Genomic DNA, 19,755 nt, shown 5'->3' on the forward strand with positions numbered 1-19,755 from the left:
GAAGGATCACTACATAATGACCTCTTGGAACCCTCAGACCTGCGCTTCCGCGTTGTCCTTCTGCCGTTCCGCCCAGTCCTCCAGCCAGTCGCGGCTTTGCATCTCGATCAGCCGCGAGGCGGTGCGTTCGAATTCGAACACCTCGACGCCGCGCCTGGCCGTATAGAGCTCAGGCGGCGAGGCGTCGGCGCTTACCACCAGCCGCGTGTGATGATCGTAGAGCGTGTCTATCAGGAGGATGAAGCGCTTGGCCTCGTTGCGCTTGCCTTCGCCCAGCACCGGCACGTGATCGATGAAGACGGTCGAGAAGCGGCCGGCAATCGCCAGAAAATCGCGTGCGCCGAGCGGCTTTTCGCAGAGGTCGGCGAAGGAAAACCGCGCTGCATCCCCGGCGGCAGCCGGTATCCTCACTTGCCGCCCCTTGAGCGTCAGCGCGGTCTCGGCCGTTGCCGCCCCGTGCGTCATCGCCTGCCAGGCTTCGTCGAGCATACGATCGGCTTCGACATCCGCCGGCGTGACATAGACAGGCGTGCGGGCAAGCTTTTCCAGCCTGTAGTCCTTGTCGGCATCAAGCGTCAGCACATGGGCGTGGCGCTCGAGAATGCTGATGAAGGGCAGGAAGAGTTGGCGGTTCAGCCCGTCGCGATAAAGGTCTTGCGGCGCGACATTCGAGGTGGCGACTAGAACCACGCCATTGGCGAACAGCGCCGAAAACAGCCGCGACAGGACCATCGCATCGGCAATGTCGGTGACCGAAAACTCATCGAAGCACAGCACCCAGGCCTGTTCGGCAAGCTGAAGCGCGACCGGCGGGATCGGGTCGTCCTCCTTGACGTCGCCGTTCTTGCGCGCCTGCCGGTGCTTCTGGATGCGGTCCTGCACATCGGCCATGAAGTCGTTGAAATGAACGCGGCGCTTGCGCCTGACCGGCAACAGCTCGAAGAACATATCCATCAGCATGGTCTTGCCGCGACCGACGCCGCCATGAATGTAGAGGCCCTTGACGACCTCGCGCGTCTCGCGCTTGCGGGCAAACAGCCAGCCGAGCGCGCTCGACTTGTGCGCCAGCCGCTTGACCGAGATCTCGTCTGTCAGCCGGTCGAGCGCGGCGGCGATGCGCTCCTGCGCCGCATCGCGCTCGATGGCGCCGGTTGCGACCAGATGGTCGTAGCGCTGCCTGACGGTCGCATGGGTCTGGAGGCCGTCACGCAGATGCATCGGTCACGTCGCTGTCTAGGGATAGGCAGCCTATCTTGTAAGCGATATCGGCAAGCCGTTGGTAGTCTGGCCGTCGAATTTCGAACCGCCCGAGGAATAGAGCCGCGCCAGCGTGCCGCCATTCTCGTCATAGAGCGTCAGCTGCTTGCCGGCGACGTTCCACGATTTGATGCCGTCGATGGGCGGCGGGCAATGCAGCGGCCCGGCGCGGAAGCCGGCGCCGAATTTGGTCTGCGGCGTCGCCACCTTGCAGCTCTGTCCGGACACGCTGGCGTTCCAAACGCCGGCAACGCTCGCAGCGGTAAGGTCGGAGGCTCCGGCCGGCGCCGATCCGTCCGGCGGCAGCGAGGCGACCTGCGCGCCTGCCGGCGCGGTCGGGAATTGCGATGGGTCGGTGGTGCCCGGCGCTGCCGGGGGCGGCAGTTGGCTTCCGCTCACCGTGCCGGCGGGCGCGGGCTGCAGCGGGGCGGGCTGCTGGTCATCCATCGATGAAAAACGCGAGGTCGAACAGCCGCTCGCAACGAGCGCTGCCAGCGATACGGCCATCAGCCCGCTTCTCGAAAAAATCATTCAAACCTCCGTCGGATCCGGCTGGGGGGGAAGCCGTCCGCACAATCTCACCCCTCACCAAGATGGAGAAGGTGGCGAAATTTCAACCCGATATGGTTAAAATAGGGTTTGCACCACGAATTGTTGTAAATTTGTCGCAAAATGGCTGGCGGACAAAAGGCATGTCTTCTCTCTAGCGCGGTTCCAACCGGTACATTGGTTGCGAAAGCGGCACCGGAGCCCGCAGCAGGTCGGCGCATCGGCGGTCGAGCGCAACTGCCGGCGCAAAACTGACTGAAGCGCTTGAGGCGCAAGGCCTGGCGCGTGAGCGGTTTCGCGCCTTCCGTCCGGGCGAGCTTTGGGACGTTCCCGAGATCGAGCGCGGCTGAAGTCTGCATTTGGCCGTTTACGGCACTGCCGTTTTAGCCGATGTTCTATCGCAACAGGGGGAACAGATGAAATCAATCTTGGCAGTTTTGATCGCGCTGGTAATTTCGACGCCGGCCGCTTTCGCGGGCGAAATCTCCGATCGCGCCGCTGAAGCCGAAAAGGCACTGCAGGCGGGTGATGGCGCCGGCGCGCTGGACAAATTCCGCAGCGCCGAGGACGCTCTGTGGCAAGCGATGCCGCTTGGCGTGCAAAATGTGAAGCATATCCTGTCGGCCAGCGGGTTCGGCGCCTACGCCGAGCGCCCGAACCATGTCTACAAGCCGGGCGAAGAGATTGTGCTTTATATGGAGCCGGTCGGTTACGGCTACGGCTCGGATGGGCTCGGCAACAACCAGATCGCGCTTTACGTTGACCTTACCGTGCTTTCCCAGTCGGGCGAGAAGCTGGGAACCGTCGAAAAGCTTGGCCGGGTCCAGCTCGCCTCGCGCTCGCATAACCGAGAGATGTTCTTCAAATTAAACGTCTCCCTGGATGGCGTTCCCCCCGGCAAATACCGCGCGGATTTCCTCATGCATGACGAGAACTCGCAAAAGACGGCGCCTTTCACGACCGACTTCGAGATTGCCGAATAGCGCGCCCAGGCGGAAAGAGCCTCGCGGCAAGGGAACCAGAGCGCGGCAGATGCGTTCTTAAGCCGGCTGCAGGCCAGTCAATTTGCGAGGCATTGTCCATGATCAAATGGATCATCATTCTTCTGATCGTTGCTGCCGCCGCCAGCCTGCTCGGCATGCCGGCGCTGGCCGGTGCCGCCGCCACCGGCGCGCGCCTGCTGATCGGCATCGTTCTCGTCATCTTCCTGCTGATCGTACTCGGCGTTTTCGCGGTAACCTAGACGCAGCCCACACTGGTAATTCCCGCCCGTTTCCGCCATATAGCGGCGAAACGTACAGGAATTACCTCAGATCATGGCAGGCACTGCCCCCTTCGCCAAGATGAACGGCATCGGCAACGAAATCATCGTCGCCGACATGCGTGGCCGTGCCGATAGGGTCACGGCGGCGTCGGCTGTCGCGCTGAACGCCGATGCGGCGACCAGGTTCGACCAGATCATGGCGATCCACGATTCGCGCACGCCGGGCACCGCCTTTTACATCGACATCTTGAATTCCGACGGCTCGGGCGCGCAGGCCTGCGGCAACGGCATGCGCTGTGTCGTCCAGGCGCTGGCCGCCGAAACCGGCCAGAAGACTTTCACCTTCGAGACCCGCGCCGGCATCCTCAACGCCGTCGAACATGCCGACGGGACCATCTCGGTCGACATGGGCACTCCGCGCTTTGGCTGGCAGGACATTCCGCTGGCCGAGGAATTCCGCGACACCCGCATGATCGAGTTGCAGATCGGCCCCATCGACGCGCCGGTGCTCCATTCGCCTTCGGCTCTCTCGATGGGCAACCCGCACGCCATCTTCTGGGTCGAAAACGATGTCTGGTCCTACGAACTCGAGCGTTTCGGCCCGCTGCTCGAAAACCATCCGATCTTCCCCGAGCGCGCCAACATCACCATCGCCCAGGTAACGTCGCCGGAGACGATGATCATCCGCACCTGGGAGCGCGGCGCCGGCCTGACCAAGGCTTGCGGCTCGGCCGCTTGCGCTTCCGTCGTCGCCGCTGCCCGCACCCGGCGCACCGGCCGCAGCGTTACGCTGATGACGCCCGGCGGCGGCTCGCTGCATGTGGAATGGCGCGACGACGACCACGTCATCCTGACCGGTGCCGCTGAATGGGAGTTTTCCGGCAATTTCGATCCGTCGACCGGCACCTGGGCCCGCGACACCGAAAGCGCTGCCTGATGTCTGCACTTGCCGATACCAAAGGCCCCAACTCCCAAGGCATAGACGTCGTCACCTTCGGCTGCCGTCTCAACACCTATGAATCCGAGGTGATGCGCCGCGAGGCCGAAAGCGCAGGTCTCGGCGCGCTCAAAGGCGGCGCGATCATCTTCAACACCTGCGCCGTCACTTCGGAAGCGGTGCGCCAGGCCAGGCAGTCGATCAGAAAGGCCCGCCGCGAAAATCCGGCGGCGCGCGTCATCGTCACCGGCTGCGCCGCGCAAACCGAACCGCAGAATTTTGCCGCCATGGACGAGGTCGACCTCGTGCTTGGCAATGAGGAGAAGCTGAAGGCCAACTCCTACCGCGCGCTGCCGGATTTCGGCGTCAACGACAGCGAGAAGGCGCGCGTCAACGACATTTTCTCGGTGCGCGAGACCGCCGGCCACATGGTCGACGCCATTGAGGGCCGGGCACGTGCTTTCGTCCAGGTGCAGAACGGCTGCGACCATCGCTGCACCTTCTGCATCATCCCCTATGGCCGCGGCAATTCACGCTCGGTTCCGATGGGCGCCGTGGTCGAGCAGGTCAAGCGTCTGGCCGGCAACGGCTATGCCGAGATCGTGCTGACCGGCGTCGACATGACCTCTTTCGGCGCCGACCTGCCGGGCGCGCCGAAGCTGGGAAAGCTGGTGAAGACCATCCTGAAGCAGGTGCCTGATGTGAAGCGGCTGCGGCTGTCCTCCATCGATTCGATCGAAGCCGACGATGATCTGCTCGACGCCATCGCCACCGAACCCAGGCTGATGCCGCATCTGCATCTGTCGCTGCAATCGGGTGACGACATGATCCTGAAGCGCATGAAGCGCAGGCATTTGCGCGACCAGTCGATCCGCTTCTGCGAGGATGTGCGCAAGCTGCGCCCCGAAATCGTCTTCGGCGCCGACATCATCGCCGGCTTCCCGACCGAGACCGAAGAAATGTTTCAGAATTCGATAAAGATCGTCGAGGAATGTGGGCTGACGCACCTGCATGTCTTCCCGTTTTCGCCGCGCGAAGGCACGCCCGCCGCGCGCATGCCGCAGGTCCGCCGCGAATTGGTCAAGCAGCGCGCGGCCCAGCTGCGCGCCGCTGGTGAGGCTGCGTATCGCCGCCATCTGTCGTCGCTTCCCGGAACGCGCCAAACGATCCTTATCGAGCGCGACGGCGTCGGCCGCACCGAAGGGTTCACGCTTGCCGGGCTCGGCACAGGCGCGCCGGGCGAGATCGTCGAGGCAGACATCACCGGCCATGACGGCGTGCGCCTGATAGCGGCCCCGCTCACTGCCCGCGCCGCCTGAGACGATTGAAGCATGGCCGGTTTTTTCAAGAACATATTTTCGTTCGGCAAGAAGGAAGTCGTCGAGGAGCGCATCGACGAAACCGCTCCCCTGCCGCCGATCAAATGGGATGCGCTTGAGGCGCTGAAGCCGGCGGCCGAGCAGGTCGTTCCGGAGTTCTTGAAGCGCGAGGAGCCCGAGCCGCCGACGCCCCACCCTCCCCTCGATGGGGAGGGTCGCCACGAAGTGGCGGGGAGGGGTGAGAGCGCCGACGCCGACGCCACTCACCCCCACCCCCAAGCTTCGCTTGGGGCCTCCCCCATCGAGGGGGAGGTAAAGCCTGCGCCGCAGTCGGCGCCAGAAGAACCGAAGCCCGAACCCACGCCGACCATCCCGCCCGCGCCGGAACCGGTCGTCCCATCCGAGCCGGAACCGTTGCCGGAGCCCGCGCCGGTAGAAGAACCGCAGCCTGAGCCGGAGATACCCGAGCCGCCTGCACCGGAAGAAGTTCCTGCGCCGCCAGCCGTTCCGGAGCCGGCTCCCGAGCCGCAGCCCCAAGAAGTGCCGCCGGCGCCGGCCGAGCCGGAGATCGAACCATCGCGTCCGGAACCGCAGCTGGAGCCCGCTCCCGTCGAAGTGCCGACGCCTGCCGAGACTCCCGCAGAACCGGCCGCCCCGATCGAAGTGCCGCAACCGTCCGCGCCTCCCGCACAGCCTACCTCAGAGGTCAGCGCCGCCCCTCATCCGCCTGCCGGCACCTTCTCCCCGTATAGCCACGGGGAGAAGGACGAGGCGACCCACCCTCCCCTCGATGGGGAGGGTCGACGCGAAGCGGCGCGGTGGGGTGACAGCGCTGACGCCAGCGCAAATCACCCCCACCCCCAAGCTTCGCTTGGGACCTCCCCCATCGAGGGGGAGGTAAAGCGCACTCCGGTCGAAGCCACACCCGCGCCGGTCGAAGTCCGGGCTGCCACGGCAGGGGTTGCGCCCATGCCTGAACCGGGTTTTCCGCCGACACCACAGCCGACACCGTCAGTCGGCAAAGTCACCGTCACCAAAAAGGTCGAGCAGAAAGCCGAGCCGCAAAAGGCGCCCGAACCGGCGCCGCGACGCTCCTGGTTCCAGCGCATGCGCGACGGGCTTGCCCGCTCCTCGAAAGAACTCACCGGCAACATTGCCGGCGTCTTCACCAAGCGAAAGCTCGATGAAGAGACGCTACAGGACCTCGAAGACGTGCTGATCCGCGCCGATCTCGGCATGGAAACAGCCTTGCGCGTCACCGATGCGCTCGCCGCCAGCCGCTATGGCAAGGATGTCTCCGACGCGGATGTCCGCACCATCATGGCGGCCGAGGTGGAGAAGGTGCTGGCCCATGTCGCCATGCCGCTGGAGCTCGACCTCTCGCACAAGCCCCATGTCATTCTGGTGGTCGGCGTCAACGGCACCGGCAAGACCACGACCATCGGCAAGCTCGCCGCCAAACTGACCGATGGTGGCCTGTCGGTGATGCTGGCCGCCGGCGACACGTTTCGCGCTGCAGCCATCGAGCAGCTGAAGATCTGGGGCGAGAGGACGAAGTCGCCGGTCATCGCCTCGAAGATAGGCGCGGATGCCGCCGGCCTCGCCTACGACGCTTTCGAACGCGCCAAGGAGGCCGGCTCCGACGTGCTGATCATCGACACCGCCGGCCGGCTGCAAAACAAGACCGAACTGATGGCGGAGCTGGAAAAGATCGTGCGCGTGCTGGGCAAGCTCGATCCGGAAGCGCCGCATACCGTGCTGCAGACGGTCGACGCCACCACCGGCCAGAATGCGCTCAATCAGGTCGAGATCTTCCGCAATGTCGCCGGCGTCAACGGCCTGGTGATGACCAAGCTGGACGGCACGGCGCGCGGCGGTATTCTGGTCGCGATCGCGGCAAAGCACAAACTGCCGGTCTACTTCATCGGCGTCGGCGAACAGGTCGACGATCTCGAACCATTCTCGGCCAGCGAATTCGCCAGGGCGATCGCGGGCGTAGCGTAAAAAGCACGATCCCGAAGAGCTGCAGGCTTTTTTGGACAAGATCATGCGTCAGAAGGAAGTCATGAACCCTCCCATCCTCGAACGCGACCCGTCCGACCCGCGAAAGAAGAAAGAAAGCGTCAATCCGCTGCTCAAGCTGGTGCTGGAACTCGGGCCGCTGATGGTGTTCTTCTTCGCCAATGCACGCGGCGCCTGGCTGGTGCAGAAATTTCCTGTCCTGGCCGAATTCGGCGGGCCGATCTTCGTCGCCACCGGCCTGTTCATGGCGGCGACGGCGATCGCGCTGATCGCCTCCTGGCTGCTGCTGCGCACCTTGCCGATCATGCCGATGGTCTCGGGCGTCGTCGTCTTCATCTTCGGCGCGCTGACGCTCTATCTGCAGGACGACGTGTTCATCAAGATGAAGCCGACCATCGTCAACACCCTGTTCGGCGGCGTGCTGCTCGGCGGTCTGTATTTCGGCCGATCGCTGCTCGGCTATGTCTTCGATTCGGCCTTTCGCCTCGATGCCGAAGGCTGGCGCAAGCTGACTTTCCGCTGGGGCCTGTTCTTCCTGTTCCTGGCTCTTGCCAATGAAGTGGTGTGGCGGAATTTTTCCACCGACTTCTGGGTTACCTTCAAGGTCTGGGGCATCATGCCGATCACCCTGTTGTTCACCTTCAGCCAGATGCCGCTGATCCTGCACCATTCGATCGAGGATAAGGCCGAGAAGGTGGAAGAAGCCGGCAAGTAGAGCAATTCCAGGAAAAGTGTGAAGCCGTCCGGAATTGCGTCCGAATAAACGGAGACGGCCATGGAATTCGTCACCACGCGCGACGAGCTGAGGACGATCTACAAGACGCCGCGGCCGACCGACACCTCGATGCGCAAGGAACTCAGGGCGCTCGACGGCCACTGCCGCTCTTTCATCGGCAAGAGCCCTTTCGTGCTGATCGGTTCTTCCGACGGCGCCGGCAATGCCGACGTGACGCCGAAAGGCGACAGGCCCGGCTTTGCCCTTGTCCTCGACGACAGGACCATCGCCATTCCCGACCGGCCCGGCAACAACCGGCTGGACACGCTGGAGAACATCCTGCTCAATCCTTCGGTCGGCCTGCTTTTCCTCATCCCCGGCATGAACGAGACGCTGCGCATCAATGGCGATGCCCGCATCACCGTCGACGCCGCCTTGCGCGATCGCCTCGCCGTCGACGGCAGGCAACCGCAAAGCGTCGTCGTGGTCAGCGTCAAGGCCGCCTACATGCACTGCGCCAAGGCGTTCATGCGCTCCGAATTGTGGAAGCCGGACAGCTGGCACAACCGCGCCACATTGCCGACGCTGGGTAAGATCCTGTCCGATCAGATGGCGCATACCGAAACTGCCGACGATTTCGACCGCTCGCTGGACGAGGCCTACAGCAAGACCCTGTGGTAAATTTCGCGTACGATTCGCCATTGCGGTCCTTTGCTGGTTTCCCTAGCCCTGTTTCCCCGTGATCGAACTCCTCGCCATCTCCGGCAGCCTGCGCGCCGCCTCGACCAATTCGGCGCTGCTGGCGGCGCTGTCCGCGAACGCGCCTTCGGATTGCCGCGTAACTGTCTATGACGGGCTCGGCCTGCTGCCGATCTTCAACCCGGATGACGAAGGCGAGCGCACACCGGCCGAGGCCATGCGGCTGATCGAGGCCGTCACCAGCGCCGACGGCATCATCGTCTCCTGCCCCGAATATGCCCATGGCGTGCCCGGCGGCATGAAAAACGCGCTCGACTGGCTGGTCTCGCGCGACGCCGCCGTCGGCAAGCCCGCCATGCTGGCCCACGCCTCCGCGCGCTCGCTCTATGCCCGCGCCGCGCTGGCCGAGATCATGCGCACCATGTCGTTCGCGCTTTGTGAGAATGCGGTTCTGGAGATTGCCTTGCTCGGCAAGAAACCGCCGGAGATAGAAGCGATCCTGGGAGAGGACGAGAACCTGCGGGCCATGCGCGAAGCGGTGCAGGTTTTCGCGAGTTTTATACGCGCAAACGTTGCCTCGTCATCCTAGGGCGGAGCAAGGAGCGAAGCGACGCGGCGCAGACCCTAGGATGACGAACGAAAGGGTGCGGCGCACCCCAACGTGCCGCAGTGCTACCTCTTCCGCAACGTCTCGACATCGGTCACACCGACATACCAGTCGCGCGCGTTGACCTCTTCGAACACCACCCAGACGTCGTCATTGCTAAGCCCGGTGGCGTCCATGATGGCCGCCGTGACCTTTTTGGCAATGTCGGCCTTCTTGCCAGCGGGATCAGCGGCGATCACTTCCTTGACGATGCGGATGTTGACGAATGGCATGATGTCCTCCCCTTGAATTGTGTCTGATAGCGCCGCGCCGCGGCTCCGAAATCCGCTCCGGCGAACCGCTTGTCGGTCGTTCCGGCGGCCGCCGCGCAACAGGCGCCGCGGACATGCGCAGAAACGCCATCAAGGGCCGCCAGAGAAGCGTTTCCAGCAGCCTCAATACGTCTTCGCCCCGTTCACCATCAGCCGCACCATGTAGAGCGACGTGGTGCCGGCGATGTAGAGGCAGTTCAGCTTGTTGCCGCCGAACACGCAATTGGCGGTCACTTCCGGCACCTTGACCTTGCCGATCAGCGTGCCGTCGGGATCGTAGCAATGGATGCCGTCGGCGGCACTGGTCCAGATGCGGCCGGCCTCGTCGAGCCGGAAGCCGTCGAATAGGCCGGCCGTGCAGTCAGCGAACACCTTCCCGCCCGAGACCTTCTTGCCGTGCTTGCCGACGTTGAAGACCCGCATATGCGCGGGGTTCTGCGCGCCATGGGTGCGGCCGGTGTCGACGACATAGAGCTGGCTTTCATCCAGTGAAAAGGCAAGCCCGTTCGGCCGGACCATGTCGGTGATGACGGCCTCGACCTCGCCCGTATCCGGATCGACCCGGTAGACATTGCAAGCGCCGATCTCGCTTTCGGCCTTGTCGCCCTCATAGTCGGTGTCGATGCCGTAGCTCGGATCGGTGAACCAGATCGAGCCGTCGGATTTCACGACCGCGTCATTGGGCGAATTCAGCCGCTTGCCTTTCCATTCGGCCGCGATGGTGGTGACGGAACCGTCATGCTCGGTGCGGCTGACGCGGCGGCCGGAATGCTCGCACGTCACCAGTCGGCCCTGGCGGTCGACGGTGTTGCCGTTGGAATTGCCGGAGGGCTGACGGAAGACGCTGACATTGCCGTCGGTCTCGTCATAGCGCAGCATGCGGTTGTTGGGGATGTCGGACCAGACGACATAGCGGCCGGCGGCGAACCAGGCCGGCCCTTCCGCCCACTGACATCCGGTAAACAGCTTTTCCACCTGGGCGTTGCCGTTGAACAGCCGCGCGAAACGCGGATCCAGAATTTCGTAATAGTCTGCGGTCGCCATGCATTTCCTCCGGGCATCACGTGACGCGCGGATCAAGCCAGCCTGCGGGCGCGATGGCAAGGTGGCGCAGGCGCAATTTGTAAGACAAAAGGTGCCTGGCCGGCATGGCCCGCCAGCCTGTCCGGCCGTTTATGGTGCTGTAGCGCTGTATTAACCCGCTATGCGCCCTGTGCAATGGTGCATTGCAACATCTTATTTTTGCATCGCACCATTCCTATGTCATGGTGCGAACGACCAAGGGAGGAACAAATTCACCGCTGATATGCGGCACGAAAGGACCCTTGCTATGGCTTTTGACAACCTCTTCTCCCGCGCGCGCTCCTCGATGGCCAAGCGCCGCCACTACAACCGCCTCGTCGCGGAAATCGAAAACCTGACGAGCCGCGATCTGGCCGACCTGCGCGCCGACCGCTCGGAAATGCTCTACCAGGTCCACAGGCAGATCTACGGCTGAGCATTTCAGACCTCAGCGGGGCACCGCCCCCTCACCCGGATTGCCAAACCGAATTGCATGAGCAATTCGGGCAATCCGACCTCTCCCCCCGGGGAGAGGAGCTAGCCTGTGCCGATGCTTCCCTCTTCTCCCCCACGGGGAGGAGGGGGCCGCGTAGCGGCCCGATGAGGGGGCATGGCGCCAACGTCAGCCCGGTGCCGCGAGCGCCTTTTCAATCTGCGGCAACAGAACATCCCTCGCCGACTCCCCTGTCAGCGGCCCGACATGCTTGTAGGCAATCTTGCCGTCCTTGCCGATGACGAAGGTTTCCGGCACGCCGTAGACGCCCCAGTCGATGGCCGTGCGGCCGGCCTCGTCGACACCTATCGCCTGGAACGGATTGCCGAGATCACCAAGGAACCGGCGCGCGTTTTGCGCTTGGTCCTTGTAGTTTAGCGCGGCCATGACGAAGCGCTTGTCCTGCGACAGCTGCAAGAGCACCGGATGCTCTTCCCGGCACGGCGCGCACCACGATGCAAAGACGTTGACCAGCGTTACCTTGCCGGCGAAGGCTTTCGAATCCAGCCCGGGCAGGTTTGACCCTTCCAGCGCCGGCAGGTTGGTCTGCGGCGCCGGCAGGCCGATCAGCGCCGACGGCACTGCCGCCTCATCGCGTCCCGACAAAAGCTGCGACAGGAACAATCCGGCGAGGCCGAGAAAAACCAGCAGCGGCAACAGCACGATCAGGCGGCGGCGCGGCAACGCCGGCGTTTCGCTTTCCGTGCTCATGGCTTGCTGGCCCCAGTGCTGGCCCCAGTGCTGGCCCCAGTGCTGGCCCCAGTGCTGGCCCCAGTGCTGGCCCCAGTACCGGCTTTGTCCGAGCGACGCCGCACGCCGGCCGCTTCGAGGTCTGCCAGTTCGCGCTTGCGGGTCCGCTGATCGAGCAGGATCCAGCCGATCAGCCCGGCCAGCACGATCACCGTGATGCCATAGGCGGCCGCGACATAGAGTGCGTGTGCACTCATGCGCTTCGCTCCCCTTCCACCGTCACTTCGTCGTGCTCGATCATGGCCTTCCCATAGCTTTGCGGCTTTCTTAGCTTTGCGGCTGGGGCTTCGCAATTGATCGTCGCGCCGCAGCGGTCATATCAATCCGTTCCATGCCGCAGCGCCAGTGCTGCCGCCACCGGACCCAGCACGGCAAGAAACAGCGTCAGCGCGGCAAGAATGAGGAAGGGCTGCAGGAACGGATCAGGATCGGCCACCGCGCCGTAGCTCGCCGACACCCCGAAGATCAGCACCGGGATCGTCAGCGGCAGCACCAGCACCGAGATCAGCAGCCCGCCACGCGGCAGCGCCACCGCCACCGCCGCCCCGACCGCGCCGATGAAAGTGATCGCCGGCGTGCCGACCAGCAGCGTGAGCGCGGTGGCGCCGATGCTGAGCGGCTCCATGTTCATGAACAGGCTCAGCAGAGGTGCCGCAACCACCAGCGGCAGAACGCTGCCCGCCCAATGCGCCAGGCACTTCACCAGCACCGTCAACGCCAGCATGTGGCGGTCATTGCCCAGCACCAGAAGATCGAGCGACCCGTCTTCGCGATCGGCCTGAAACAGCCGGTCGAGGCCGAGCAGGCAGGCGAGCAGAGCGCCGATCCAAAGGATCGCCGGACCGATGCGGGCGAGCAGCTTCAGGTCCGGTCCGACACCGAAGGGGATGGTGGCGATGACGGCGAGGAAGAAGATGACGCCGGTGAGCGCTCCGCCGCCGGCGCGGACGGAGAGGCGGATGTCGCGCAGGAAGAGGGCTAGCATTGCCAAGCCGCGCCTGCGGTTTGATCGCCATCTTGCCGAAGGTGGCGTTCCTTCACACCCCCCTCTGTCCTCCCGGACATCTCCCCCGCAAGGGGGGAGATTGGCAGCTCCACTGCTGACGCCTCTTTTTCAATGCCGGTGATTGGCGAAAGCCGGCATGACATCTGATCTCCCCCCCTGCGGGGGAGATGCCCGGCAGGGCAGAGGGGGGTGGGCGGGAATGCCGACATCACCCTGTTGCTCCCATCCTCAATTCCTTCGCCCCATCCAATCCGAGCGGCAAATGCGTCGCCGCGACAATGATTCCACCTTCTGCGCAATGCCTCGTCATCAGCCCCGCAAACCGCGCCTCCGAAGCCTTGTCCAGCCCGGCCGTCGGCTCATCCAGCAGCCACAGCGGCTTATGACTGACCAGCAATTTCGCAATTGCCGCGCGCCGCCTTTGCCCGGTCGACAGATAGCCGAAAGGCAGATGGGCGATGCCGCCGAGACCAACCGTCTCCAGCGCCTCTTCGACACCCGACTGCCCATCGCCGTTGAAATCGCGCCAGAAGCGCAGATTCTCCGCCATGCTGAGCGCCGTCTTCATTGCATTGAGGTGGCCGAGATAGTGGACCGCCGAAGCGATCGTCGGAAACGTCTCGCCGCCGCCCTCGATGCGCACGTCGCCTTGCGCCTTCGGCAGCAGCCCGGCGATGACCCTGAGCAGCGTCGATTTGCCCGAACCGTTCGGCCCGGTGACGACCAGCACCTGGCCCTTGTCGAGCGCAAAACCGATGCCGGAAAAGACCGTCTCGCCGCCGCGTTCGCCGCCCAGATTTTCGGCAATCAGCCGCATGCCTGCCCGTCCCGAAAACTTTACCGCGCGATAGCTGCCGCATCGCACAAATTTGCTCCGCAACTGTCTAGAACTATTCCAGAAAATTCTCTATATGCGGGACATCCGTGCCAGCGGTCGGCACGGGAACAGAATTTGCGCCGAACCAGCGCACGCGCCGCCTTGAACGGCTCGGGTTGGCTGGGAACGGACAGCGGAAATGGCCGTACCCGCACCTTTGCGCGTGATTGCATGCCCATCGGCGTCCGTTCCCTTTCAGGCTGAACAGACAAGGACGGACCGCACGTGTCAAAATCCCTCGACAGTTTCAATTGCCGCCGCACCCTCACCGTGGGTGGCGCGGACTATGTCTATTACAATCTGGTCGAGGCCGAGAGGAACGGCCTCACCGGCATTGCCCAGCTGCCTTATTCGATGAAGGTGCTGCTGGAAAACCTTTTGCGCAATGAAGACGGCCGCTCCGTCACCAAGGACTCTATCCAGGCTGTGGCCGGCTGGCTGACGGACAAGGGCACCGCCGGCGTCGAGATCGCCTATCGCCCGGCGCGTGTCCTGATGCAGGATTTCACCGGCGTCCCGGCGGTGGTCGACCTTGCCGCCATGCGCGACGGCCTCAAGGCGCTCGGCGGCGATCCGCAGAAGATCAATCCGCTGGTGCCGGTCGACCTCGTCATCGACCACTCCGTCATCGTCGACGAATTCGGCACGCCACTGGCCTTTGCCAGGAATGTCGAGCTCGAATATGAGCGCAACGAAGAGCGCTATAAATTCCTGAAATGGGGCCAGCAGGCGTTCCGCAATTTTCGCGTCGTGCCGCCCGGCACCGGCATCTGCCATCAGGTCAACCTCGAATATCTCGGTCAGGTCGTCTGGACCAACACGGAAGACGGCGAAACGACCGCCTATCCCGACACCTGCGTCGGCACCGATTCGCACACCACTATGATCAACGGCCTTGGCGTGCTCGGCTGGGGCGTCGGCGGTATCGAGGCCGAGGCGGCGATGCTCGGCCAGCCGGTTTCCATGCTGTTGCCCGAAGTCATCGGCTTCCGCCTTACCGGCAAGCTCAGGGAGGGCATCACCGCCACCGACCTGGTGCTGACCGTCACCCAGATGCTGCGCAAGAAGGGCGTCGTCGGCAAGTTCGTCGAGTTCTTCGGCCCGGGCCTGTCCAACATGACGCTGGCCGACCGCGCCACCATCGGCAACATGGCGCCCGAATATGGCGCCACCTGCGGCTTCTTCCCGGTCGACGGCGAGACCATCCGCTATCTCACAATGTCGGGCCGCGAGGAAAGCCGCATCGCCCTGGTCGAGGCCTATTCCAAGGCGCAAGGCATGTGGCGTGACGCCGGCTCGGCCGACCCTGTCTTCACTGACCTGCTCGAACTCGAGCTCGACAGCGTCGTGCCGTCGATGGCAGGTCCCAAGCGCCCCGAAGGCCGCGTTCCGCTCGAAGGCATTCCGGCCGGCTTCGCAAAGGCGATGGAGACCGAGTACAAGAAGGCTGCCGAAATCCACAAGCGCTATGCCGTCGAAGGCACCGAGCATGATCTCGGTCATGGCGATGTCGTCATTGCCGCCATCACGTCCTGCACCAACACCTCCAACCCGAGCGTGCTGATCGGCGCCGGCCTTTTGGCGCGCAACGCCAACCGGCTCGGCCTCAAGCAGAAGCCGTGGGTGAAGACCTCGCTGGCGCCGGGCAGCCAGGTGGTCGCCGAATATCTGGAAAAGTCCGGCCTGCAGAAGGAGCTCGACCAGATCGGCTTCAACCTGGTTGGTTTCGGCTGCACCACCTGCATCGGCAATTCCGGCCCGCTGCCGGCGCCGATCTCCAAGACCATCAACGATAAGGGCCTGATCGCCGCCGCAGTGCTCTCCGGCAACCGCAACTTCGAAGGCCGTGTTTCACCTGACGTGCAGGCGAACTATCTGGCGTCGCCGCCGCTGGTGGTAGCCCATGCTTTGGCCGGCACCGTCACCAAGGACCTGACCACCGAGCCACTCGGCGAAGGCCGCGACGGCAAGCCGGTCTATCTCAGGGATATCTGGCCGAGTTCGGCCGAGATCCAGGAGTTCATCGAGAAGAACGTCACACGTGAGCTATTCGCCCGCAAATATGCCGACGTCTTCAAGGGCGACGAATACTGGCAGAACGTCAAGGCGCCGGAAGGCCAGACCTATGCCTGGGACGACAACTCGACCTATGTGCAGAACCCGCCCTATTTCGCCGGCATGACCTCCGGTTTCGGCAAGATCGGCGACATCAAGGGCGCGCGCGTGCTCGGCCTGTTCGGCGACAAGATCACCACCGATCACATCTCACCGGCGGGTTCGATCAAGGCCGCTTCCCCGGCCGGCAAATACCTCACCGACCATGGCGTCGGCGTTGCCGACTTCAACCAGTACGGCACAAGGCGCGGCAACCATGAGGTGATGATGCGCGGCACCTTCGCCAACATCCGCATCCGCAACCACATGCTGGGCGAGAACGGCCGCGAGGGCGGCTACACCATCCACTACCCGTCGAAGGAAGAGGAATCGATCTACGACGCGGCGATGAGATACAAAAAGGAAGGCGTGCCGCTGGTCATCTTCGCCGGCGTCGAATACGGCAACGGCTCCTCGCGCGACTGGGCAGCTAAAGGAACGAATCTCCTCGGTGTCCGTGCCGTCATCGCCCAGTCCTTCGAGCGCATCCATCGCTCCAACCTGGTCGGCATGGGCGTCATCCCCTTCGTCTTCGAGGAAGGCACCTCATGGGCCTCGCTCAACCTCAAGGGTGACGAGCTGGTCGAGATCGACGGCATAAGCACCATCAAGCCACGCCAGACGATGATCGCCAAGGTGACCTATGGCGACGGCACCGTGAAGAACGTGCCGATCATCTGCCGCATCGATACGCTGGACGAACTCGACTACTTCAAGAATGGCGGCATTTTGCAATACGTGCTGCGCGATCTGGCCGCGTAGCGGCCAGGGCTTAGGCAGTAGGGATTGGGCGGTAGCGGGGAACGACATCCCCTACTCCCTACTCCCTACTCCCTACTCCCTACTCCCTACTCCCTACTCCCTACTCCCTACTCCCTACTCCCTACTCCCTACTCCCTACTCCCTACTCCCAGTCTTTCCAAAGCATTGCCCGACCCGATCGAAGCCCCGCCCTGTACGACAGGAGTAAAAACCGGCTGGGCTCAGCAAGATCTGCCCCACGCTCCTGATGCCATGCTCCCGATCGAACCGGGCGGTGAAGTGCTCCCCCTGTGATGGCCATACCCATGGTTGCGGCAGCAAAAATTTCACCGCAACGTGACTTCCCGTTGACTGTCGCTTCTGCCACAAATCTGGGCAACCAGAACAAGGCCGGCGTCACCGGCGGGAATCGGAACGATCATGGCACCTCGACACCCTCTCCGGCTTGCGGCTTTTGCGCTGGCCTTCTCGGCGCTTGCCGGGACCGGGTTCGCCGAGGAATCGGGAACGACCCAGACCGACAAACCGCAGATTGACAGGCCCTTGGGCGTGGTCGAGCTGTTCACCAGCCAGGGCTGCAATTCCTGCCCGCCGGCGGACGCTTTCTTTGCCGAGCTGGCGGCCAAGGACAACGTCGTCGCGCTCGCCTACCACGTCAATTACTGGGACTATCTCGGCTGGCAGGACACGCTGAGCAGCAAGGACAATACCGACCGGCAATATGACTATATGCGCGCCTTCGGCACCCGCTCCGTCTACACGCCGCAAGCCGTCATCAATGGTCGCAGCCATGTCAACGGCGCCAGCCGCAAGGAGGTCGACGGCGCGCTTGGCCGCATGGAGAAATCCGGTGAAGGCATGCGGGTCAGCGTCAAGGTCAGCCGCACCAGCGATCGCGTCATGATCGATGCCGGCGACGCCGGTAGCGGCCCCAGCGACGCCCATGTCGTCATCGTCTATTTCGAACCACCGCAGACGGTGACCATCGCCAAGGGCGAGAACACCGGCCGCAGCATGACCTACTGGAACGCCGTCACCGGCATCCAGACCGCCGGCATGTGGCACGGCAAGGCGCAACGCTACGAATTGCCGATGACCGAGATCGCCAAGAAAGGCGGCTGCGCCGTGCTGCTGCAATCGGTCGGCAAGGACGGCCTGCCGGGGCCTATTCTGGGCGCGGCGTTTATTCACAAGCCTTAAGAGGCTGGTCCATATCTTTTGATATCGGCGGGACAGCACCCCCCTCTGGCCTGCCGGCCATCTCCCCCGCAAGGAGGGAGATTGGCAGCTTCGCCACATCCGCCATCCTGTCCCACGTTTGAGATTGGCGAAAGCAAACGCGAAATCTGATCTCCACCCTTGCGGGGAGATGTCCGGCAGGACAGAGGGGGTGTGAAGGATCACGACGACAAGTGTCTGGCGCCGCCCAACAAAAAAACCGACGTCAGCTTGCTTCTGACGTCGGTCATTTAGGCTTTGGGATCGTCGCACCCGGTCTCTCCCTGAGGAAAGTCCGAGGTTGGTTCGATCCGACGCAGACCCGTGGGCGGGGGGCTTGGGGTTTACGAGCCGGTGCCGGACCGAACCGTCTCAGGCAACGCCGGTAAATTCGTCGGACATTGGGGCATGAGCGCGGATAAAAAAAGGCAGAAATGTGGCGAGGCATCACCAATTCAAACACCGCGTTTTATAAAAGTGACTGGACGTTGCGAAAACAGCGCGGTCCCGGGATGGTTAGCCGGGCCTTGCAATTCCACGGCGAACACGCCAACTTCTGCAAGCGAGATTCATTTTCAAAGGGATCGCGGGATGACCGATCGCAGCGGTGGGACGGAGGATGGGGACGCATCCGCAATATTGATCCCGCTGCACGAGGCGCGACGCGAACGCCTCGACCAGCCGGTCCGTTTCGACCGGCGTGAACTCGACGAGATCCTGAAGCTGTACGGACGCATGGTCGCCGCCAACGAATGGCGCGACTATGCCATCGATCATCTGTCTGATCGGGCTGTGTTTTCAGTCTTCCGCCGGGCCAGCGAAGTGCCGCTGTTCCAGATCGTCAAGGATCCGAAACTGGCACGCCGGCAAGGCGCCTTCGCCGTCATCGCCGCCGGCGGCCGAATCCTCAAGCGCGGCCAGGAACTCGGTCGCGTGCTCAACGTCTTCGATGCTAAGCTGAAGATTGTCCAGGCCTAATTGAAAATTGGGGAATTGAAGAGCTGAAGAATTGAAAAAAGAGGATGTAACGGTCGAAATACCGCAGGATTTGTTCTCAGCTATTCGGATCCTCAATTCTTCAGTTCTCTTCAGTTCTCCTCAATTCCCCTCCTCAGGCTCTCACGAAACTTCCGCTCCGGCAGCGAATGCGGATCGGGCGGAACCGTTACGCCGCCATTCAGCGACAGCTGCATGAACACCGTGTCAAGCCAGCGCCCATGCTTGTAGCCGGAGCCTTCCAGGCGACCGGAATGGCGAAAGCCGAGCTTTTCATGCAGCCGCACCGAGGCGCTGTCTGCATGGCCGTCGCCGATCACCGCGACGATCTGGCGAAAGCCCGCCATACGGCAGGCTTCAATCAGCGCCTGCATCAGCAGCAGCCCGACGCCCTGGCCCTTCGCATCAGGCGCGACATAGACGGAATCCTCTACGATGAAGCGGTAGGCCGGGCGCGGCCGGAACGCGCCGGCATAGGCGTAGCCGAGCAGCGCGCCATCTCGTTCCGCCACCAGATAGGGAAAGCCCCCCGCCGTCAGGCTGTCGAAGCGCCCACCCATCTCAGTGCGGCTGGGCGGCTCGAGCTCATAGCTCGCGGTGCCATGCGTCACGGCATCGCCGTAGATCTCGGTGATTCGGCCGAGGTCGCCTTCCAAGGCCGCGCGGATGGAAATAGTGCTCATGATTTATGCAGACGATTCATCTGCCTCCATGACAGCAAAGGCCGGCACAAAAGAAAAGGGCGGCCGTTGGCCGC

General features: G+C 63.4%; 21 protein-coding genes. 12 read left to right on the plus strand and 9 right to left on the minus strand.

The features are described from left to right. Positions 1 to 33 precede the first annotated feature (33 nt). Both zapE and AC3EMP_RS03170 read right to left on the minus strand, forming a co-directional pair. Positions 34 to 1,218: a cell division protein ZapE gene (gene zapE / locus AC3EMP_RS03165; protein WP_352713024.1), complete on the minus strand. Its 1,185-nt coding sequence runs from the start codon at positions 1,216 to 1,218 to the stop codon at positions 34 to 36. A gap of 30 nt (positions 1,219 to 1,248) precedes the next feature. Next, positions 1,249 to 1,788, minus strand: a complete 540-nt coding sequence (locus AC3EMP_RS03170) for a protease inhibitor Inh/omp19 family protein (RefSeq protein ID WP_023687689.1) — start codon at positions 1,786 to 1,788, stop codon at positions 1,249 to 1,251. Positions 1,789 to 2,222: 434 nt separating this feature from the next. Between AC3EMP_RS03170 and AC3EMP_RS03175 the strand changes: the two genes are divergently transcribed. The 8 genes from AC3EMP_RS03175 to AC3EMP_RS03210 all read left to right on the plus strand — a co-directional run bounded on the left by AC3EMP_RS03175 (position 2,223) and on the right by AC3EMP_RS03210 (position 9,351). Continuing rightward, the gene (locus AC3EMP_RS03175) at positions 2,223 to 2,789 is read left to right on the plus strand and encodes a hypothetical protein (RefSeq protein WP_023671747.1); all 567 of its coding nucleotides are present in this window, start codon (positions 2,223 to 2,225) and stop codon (positions 2,787 to 2,789) included. A 98-nt stretch (positions 2,790 to 2,887) separates the two neighbouring features. Then, positions 2,888 to 3,049, plus strand: a complete 162-nt coding sequence (locus AC3EMP_RS03180) for a DUF1328 family protein (protein WP_023671746.1) — start codon at positions 2,888 to 2,890, stop codon at positions 3,047 to 3,049. A 73-nt stretch (positions 3,050 to 3,122) separates the two neighbouring features. Further along, entirely contained in the window at positions 3,123 to 4,007 is an 885-nt protein-coding gene (dapF, locus tag AC3EMP_RS03185) for a diaminopimelate epimerase (protein ID WP_023671745.1), read from the plus strand. Then, positions 4,007 to 5,326, plus strand: a complete 1,320-nt coding sequence (gene mtaB / locus AC3EMP_RS03190; protein ID WP_352713020.1) for a tRNA (N(6)-L-threonylcarbamoyladenosine(37)-C(2))-methylthiotransferase MtaB — start codon at positions 4,007 to 4,009, stop codon at positions 5,324 to 5,326. Before dapF ends, mtaB begins: the two co-directional genes overlap by 1 nt. 12 nt (positions 5,327 to 5,338) lie before the next feature. Beyond that, positions 5,339 to 7,330 (plus strand): signal recognition particle-docking protein FtsY, encoded by a 1,992-nt coding sequence (gene ftsY / locus AC3EMP_RS03195; RefSeq protein WP_023671743.1) that lies wholly within the window; start codon positions 5,339 to 5,341, stop codon positions 7,328 to 7,330. Positions 7,331 to 7,391: 61 nt separating this feature from the next. Further along, a complete protein-coding gene (locus tag AC3EMP_RS03200) occupies positions 7,392 to 8,063 on the plus strand; it encodes a septation protein A (RefSeq protein WP_023687683.1) in 672 nt (223 codons plus the stop codon). Between the two features lie 60 nt (positions 8,064 to 8,123). Further along, positions 8,124 to 8,744: a pyridoxamine 5'-phosphate oxidase family protein gene (locus tag AC3EMP_RS03205; protein WP_352626048.1), complete on the plus strand. Its 621-nt coding sequence runs from the start codon at positions 8,124 to 8,126 to the stop codon at positions 8,742 to 8,744. A gap of 58 nt (positions 8,745 to 8,802) precedes the next feature. Beyond that, positions 8,803 to 9,351 (plus strand): NADPH-dependent FMN reductase, encoded by a 549-nt coding sequence (locus AC3EMP_RS03210; RefSeq protein ID WP_023683853.1) that lies wholly within the window; start codon positions 8,803 to 8,805, stop codon positions 9,349 to 9,351. 83 nt (positions 9,352 to 9,434) lie between these two features. Here AC3EMP_RS03210 and AC3EMP_RS03215 read toward each other — a convergent pair whose 3' ends face one another. Together AC3EMP_RS03215 and AC3EMP_RS03220 are read right to left on the minus strand one after the other, a co-directional pair. Then, the gene (locus AC3EMP_RS03215) at positions 9,435 to 9,641 is read right to left on the minus strand and encodes a tautomerase family protein (RefSeq protein WP_352538682.1); all 207 of its coding nucleotides are present in this window, start codon (positions 9,639 to 9,641) and stop codon (positions 9,435 to 9,437) included. Positions 9,642 to 9,803: 162 nt separating this feature from the next. Then, complete coding sequence (locus tag AC3EMP_RS03220; RefSeq protein WP_023671738.1) at positions 9,804 to 10,724, minus strand: SMP-30/gluconolactonase/LRE family protein; 921 nt, start codon at positions 10,722 to 10,724, stop codon at positions 9,804 to 9,806. Positions 10,725 to 11,010: 286 nt separating this feature from the next. Between AC3EMP_RS03220 and AC3EMP_RS03225 the strand changes: the two genes are divergently transcribed. Then, positions 11,011 to 11,178, plus strand: a complete 168-nt coding sequence (locus AC3EMP_RS03225; RefSeq protein WP_023687680.1) for a hypothetical protein — start codon at positions 11,011 to 11,013, stop codon at positions 11,176 to 11,178. Positions 11,179 to 11,364: 186 nt separating this feature from the next. Here the strand turns inward: AC3EMP_RS03225 and AC3EMP_RS03230 are convergent, their stop codons facing one another. The 4 genes from AC3EMP_RS03230 to ccmA all read right to left on the minus strand — a co-directional run bounded on the left by AC3EMP_RS03230 (position 11,365) and on the right by ccmA (position 13,808). Then, positions 11,365 to 11,946 carry a DsbE family thiol:disulfide interchange protein gene (locus tag AC3EMP_RS03230; protein ID WP_352713015.1) on the minus strand — a complete coding sequence of 194 codons (582 nt, stop codon included), beginning with the start codon at positions 11,944 to 11,946 and terminating at the stop codon, positions 11,365 to 11,367. Further along, positions 11,943 to 12,182 (minus strand): heme exporter protein CcmD, encoded by a 240-nt coding sequence (ccmD, locus tag AC3EMP_RS03235; protein ID WP_488494583.1) that lies wholly within the window; start codon positions 12,180 to 12,182, stop codon positions 11,943 to 11,945. The genes AC3EMP_RS03230 and ccmD overlap by 4 nt, the downstream gene beginning before the upstream one ends. A gap of 122 nt (positions 12,183 to 12,304) precedes the next feature. Continuing rightward, a complete protein-coding gene (ccmB, locus tag AC3EMP_RS03240) occupies positions 12,305 to 12,970 on the minus strand; it encodes a heme exporter protein CcmB (RefSeq protein WP_023687678.1) in 666 nt (221 codons plus the stop codon). Positions 12,971 to 13,199: 229 nt separating this feature from the next. Continuing rightward, positions 13,200 to 13,808, minus strand: coding sequence for a heme ABC exporter ATP-binding protein CcmA (gene ccmA, locus AC3EMP_RS03245; protein WP_352713012.1), 609 nt, complete (start codon positions 13,806 to 13,808; stop codon positions 13,200 to 13,202). A gap of 285 nt (positions 13,809 to 14,093) precedes the next feature. On the opposite strand from ccmA, the gene acnA reads away from it, so the two are divergent. The 3 genes from acnA (at position 14,094) to AC3EMP_RS03260 (ending at position 18,980) form a co-directional block, all read left to right on the plus strand. Beyond that, positions 14,094 to 16,784, plus strand: a complete 2,691-nt coding sequence (acnA, locus tag AC3EMP_RS03250) for an aconitate hydratase AcnA (RefSeq protein ID WP_352512817.1) — start codon at positions 14,094 to 14,096, stop codon at positions 16,782 to 16,784. Between the two features lie 420 nt (positions 16,785 to 17,204). After that, complete coding sequence (locus AC3EMP_RS03255; protein WP_352512819.1) at positions 17,205 to 17,984, plus strand: DUF1223 domain-containing protein; 780 nt, start codon at positions 17,205 to 17,207, stop codon at positions 17,982 to 17,984. A 609-nt stretch (positions 17,985 to 18,593) separates the two neighbouring features. Next, positions 18,594 to 18,980 carry a DUF2794 domain-containing protein gene (locus AC3EMP_RS03260; protein WP_352497732.1) on the plus strand — a complete coding sequence of 129 codons (387 nt, stop codon included), beginning with the start codon at positions 18,594 to 18,596 and terminating at the stop codon, positions 18,978 to 18,980. Positions 18,981 to 19,090: 110 nt separating this feature from the next. On the opposite strand, the gene AC3EMP_RS03265 is transcribed toward AC3EMP_RS03260, so the two are convergent. Continuing rightward, positions 19,091 to 19,681 (minus strand): GNAT family N-acetyltransferase, encoded by a 591-nt coding sequence (locus AC3EMP_RS03265; protein ID WP_023671727.1) that lies wholly within the window; start codon positions 19,679 to 19,681, stop codon positions 19,091 to 19,093. Between the last annotated feature and the right edge of the window lie 74 nt (positions 19,682 to 19,755).

The sequence above is a fragment of the Mesorhizobium sp. P160219 genome, assembly GCF_057786095.1.

Bases quoted from the DNA above. Each gene is read 5' to 3' on its own strand.
- zapE (WP_352713024.1), bottom strand. From the start codon at position 1,218: ATGCATCTGCGTGACGGCCTCCAGACCCATGCGACCGTCAGGCAGCGC.
- AC3EMP_RS03170 (WP_023687689.1), bottom strand. From the start codon at position 1,788: ATGATTTTTTCGAGAAGCGGGCTGATGGCCGTATCGCTGGCAGCGCTC.
- AC3EMP_RS03175 (WP_023671747.1), top strand. From the start codon at position 2,223: ATGAAATCAATCTTGGCAGTTTTGATCGCGCTGGTAATTTCGACGCCG.
- AC3EMP_RS03180 (WP_023671746.1), top strand. From the start codon at position 2,888: ATGATCAAATGGATCATCATTCTTCTGATCGTTGCTGCCGCCGCCAGC.
- dapF (WP_023671745.1), top strand. From the start codon at position 3,123: ATGGCAGGCACTGCCCCCTTCGCCAAGATGAACGGCATCGGCAACGAA.
- mtaB (WP_352713020.1), top strand. From the start codon at position 4,007: ATGTCTGCACTTGCCGATACCAAAGGCCCCAACTCCCAAGGCATAGAC.
- ftsY (WP_023671743.1), top strand. From the start codon at position 5,339: ATGGCCGGTTTTTTCAAGAACATATTTTCGTTCGGCAAGAAGGAAGTC.
- AC3EMP_RS03200 (WP_023687683.1), top strand. From the start codon at position 7,392: ATGAACCCTCCCATCCTCGAACGCGACCCGTCCGACCCGCGAAAGAAG.
- AC3EMP_RS03205 (WP_352626048.1), top strand. From the start codon at position 8,124: ATGGAATTCGTCACCACGCGCGACGAGCTGAGGACGATCTACAAGACG.
- AC3EMP_RS03215 (WP_352538682.1), bottom strand. From the start codon at position 9,641: ATGCCATTCGTCAACATCCGCATCGTCAAGGAAGTGATCGCCGCTGAT.
- AC3EMP_RS03220 (WP_023671738.1), bottom strand. From the start codon at position 10,724: ATGGCGACCGCAGACTATTACGAAATTCTGGATCCGCGTTTCGCGCGG.
- AC3EMP_RS03225 (WP_023687680.1), top strand. From the start codon at position 11,011: ATGGCTTTTGACAACCTCTTCTCCCGCGCGCGCTCCTCGATGGCCAAG.
- AC3EMP_RS03230 (WP_352713015.1), bottom strand. From the start codon at position 11,946: ATGAGCACGGAAAGCGAAACGCCGGCGTTGCCGCGCCGCCGCCTGATC.
- ccmD (WP_488494583.1), bottom strand. From the start codon at position 12,182: ATGAGTGCACACGCACTCTATGTCGCGGCCGCCTATGGCATCACGGTG.
- ccmB (WP_023687678.1), bottom strand. From the start codon at position 12,970: ATGCTAGCCCTCTTCCTGCGCGACATCCGCCTCTCCGTCCGCGCCGGC.
- ccmA (WP_352713012.1), bottom strand. From the start codon at position 13,808: ATGCGGCTGATTGCCGAAAATCTGGGCGGCGAACGCGGCGGCGAGACG.
- AC3EMP_RS03255 (WP_352512819.1), top strand. From the start codon at position 17,205: ATGGCACCTCGACACCCTCTCCGGCTTGCGGCTTTTGCGCTGGCCTTC.
- AC3EMP_RS03260 (WP_352497732.1), top strand. From the start codon at position 18,594: ATGACCGATCGCAGCGGTGGGACGGAGGATGGGGACGCATCCGCAATA.
- AC3EMP_RS03265 (WP_023671727.1), bottom strand. From the start codon at position 19,681: ATGAGCACTATTTCCATCCGCGCGGCCTTGGAAGGCGACCTCGGCCGA.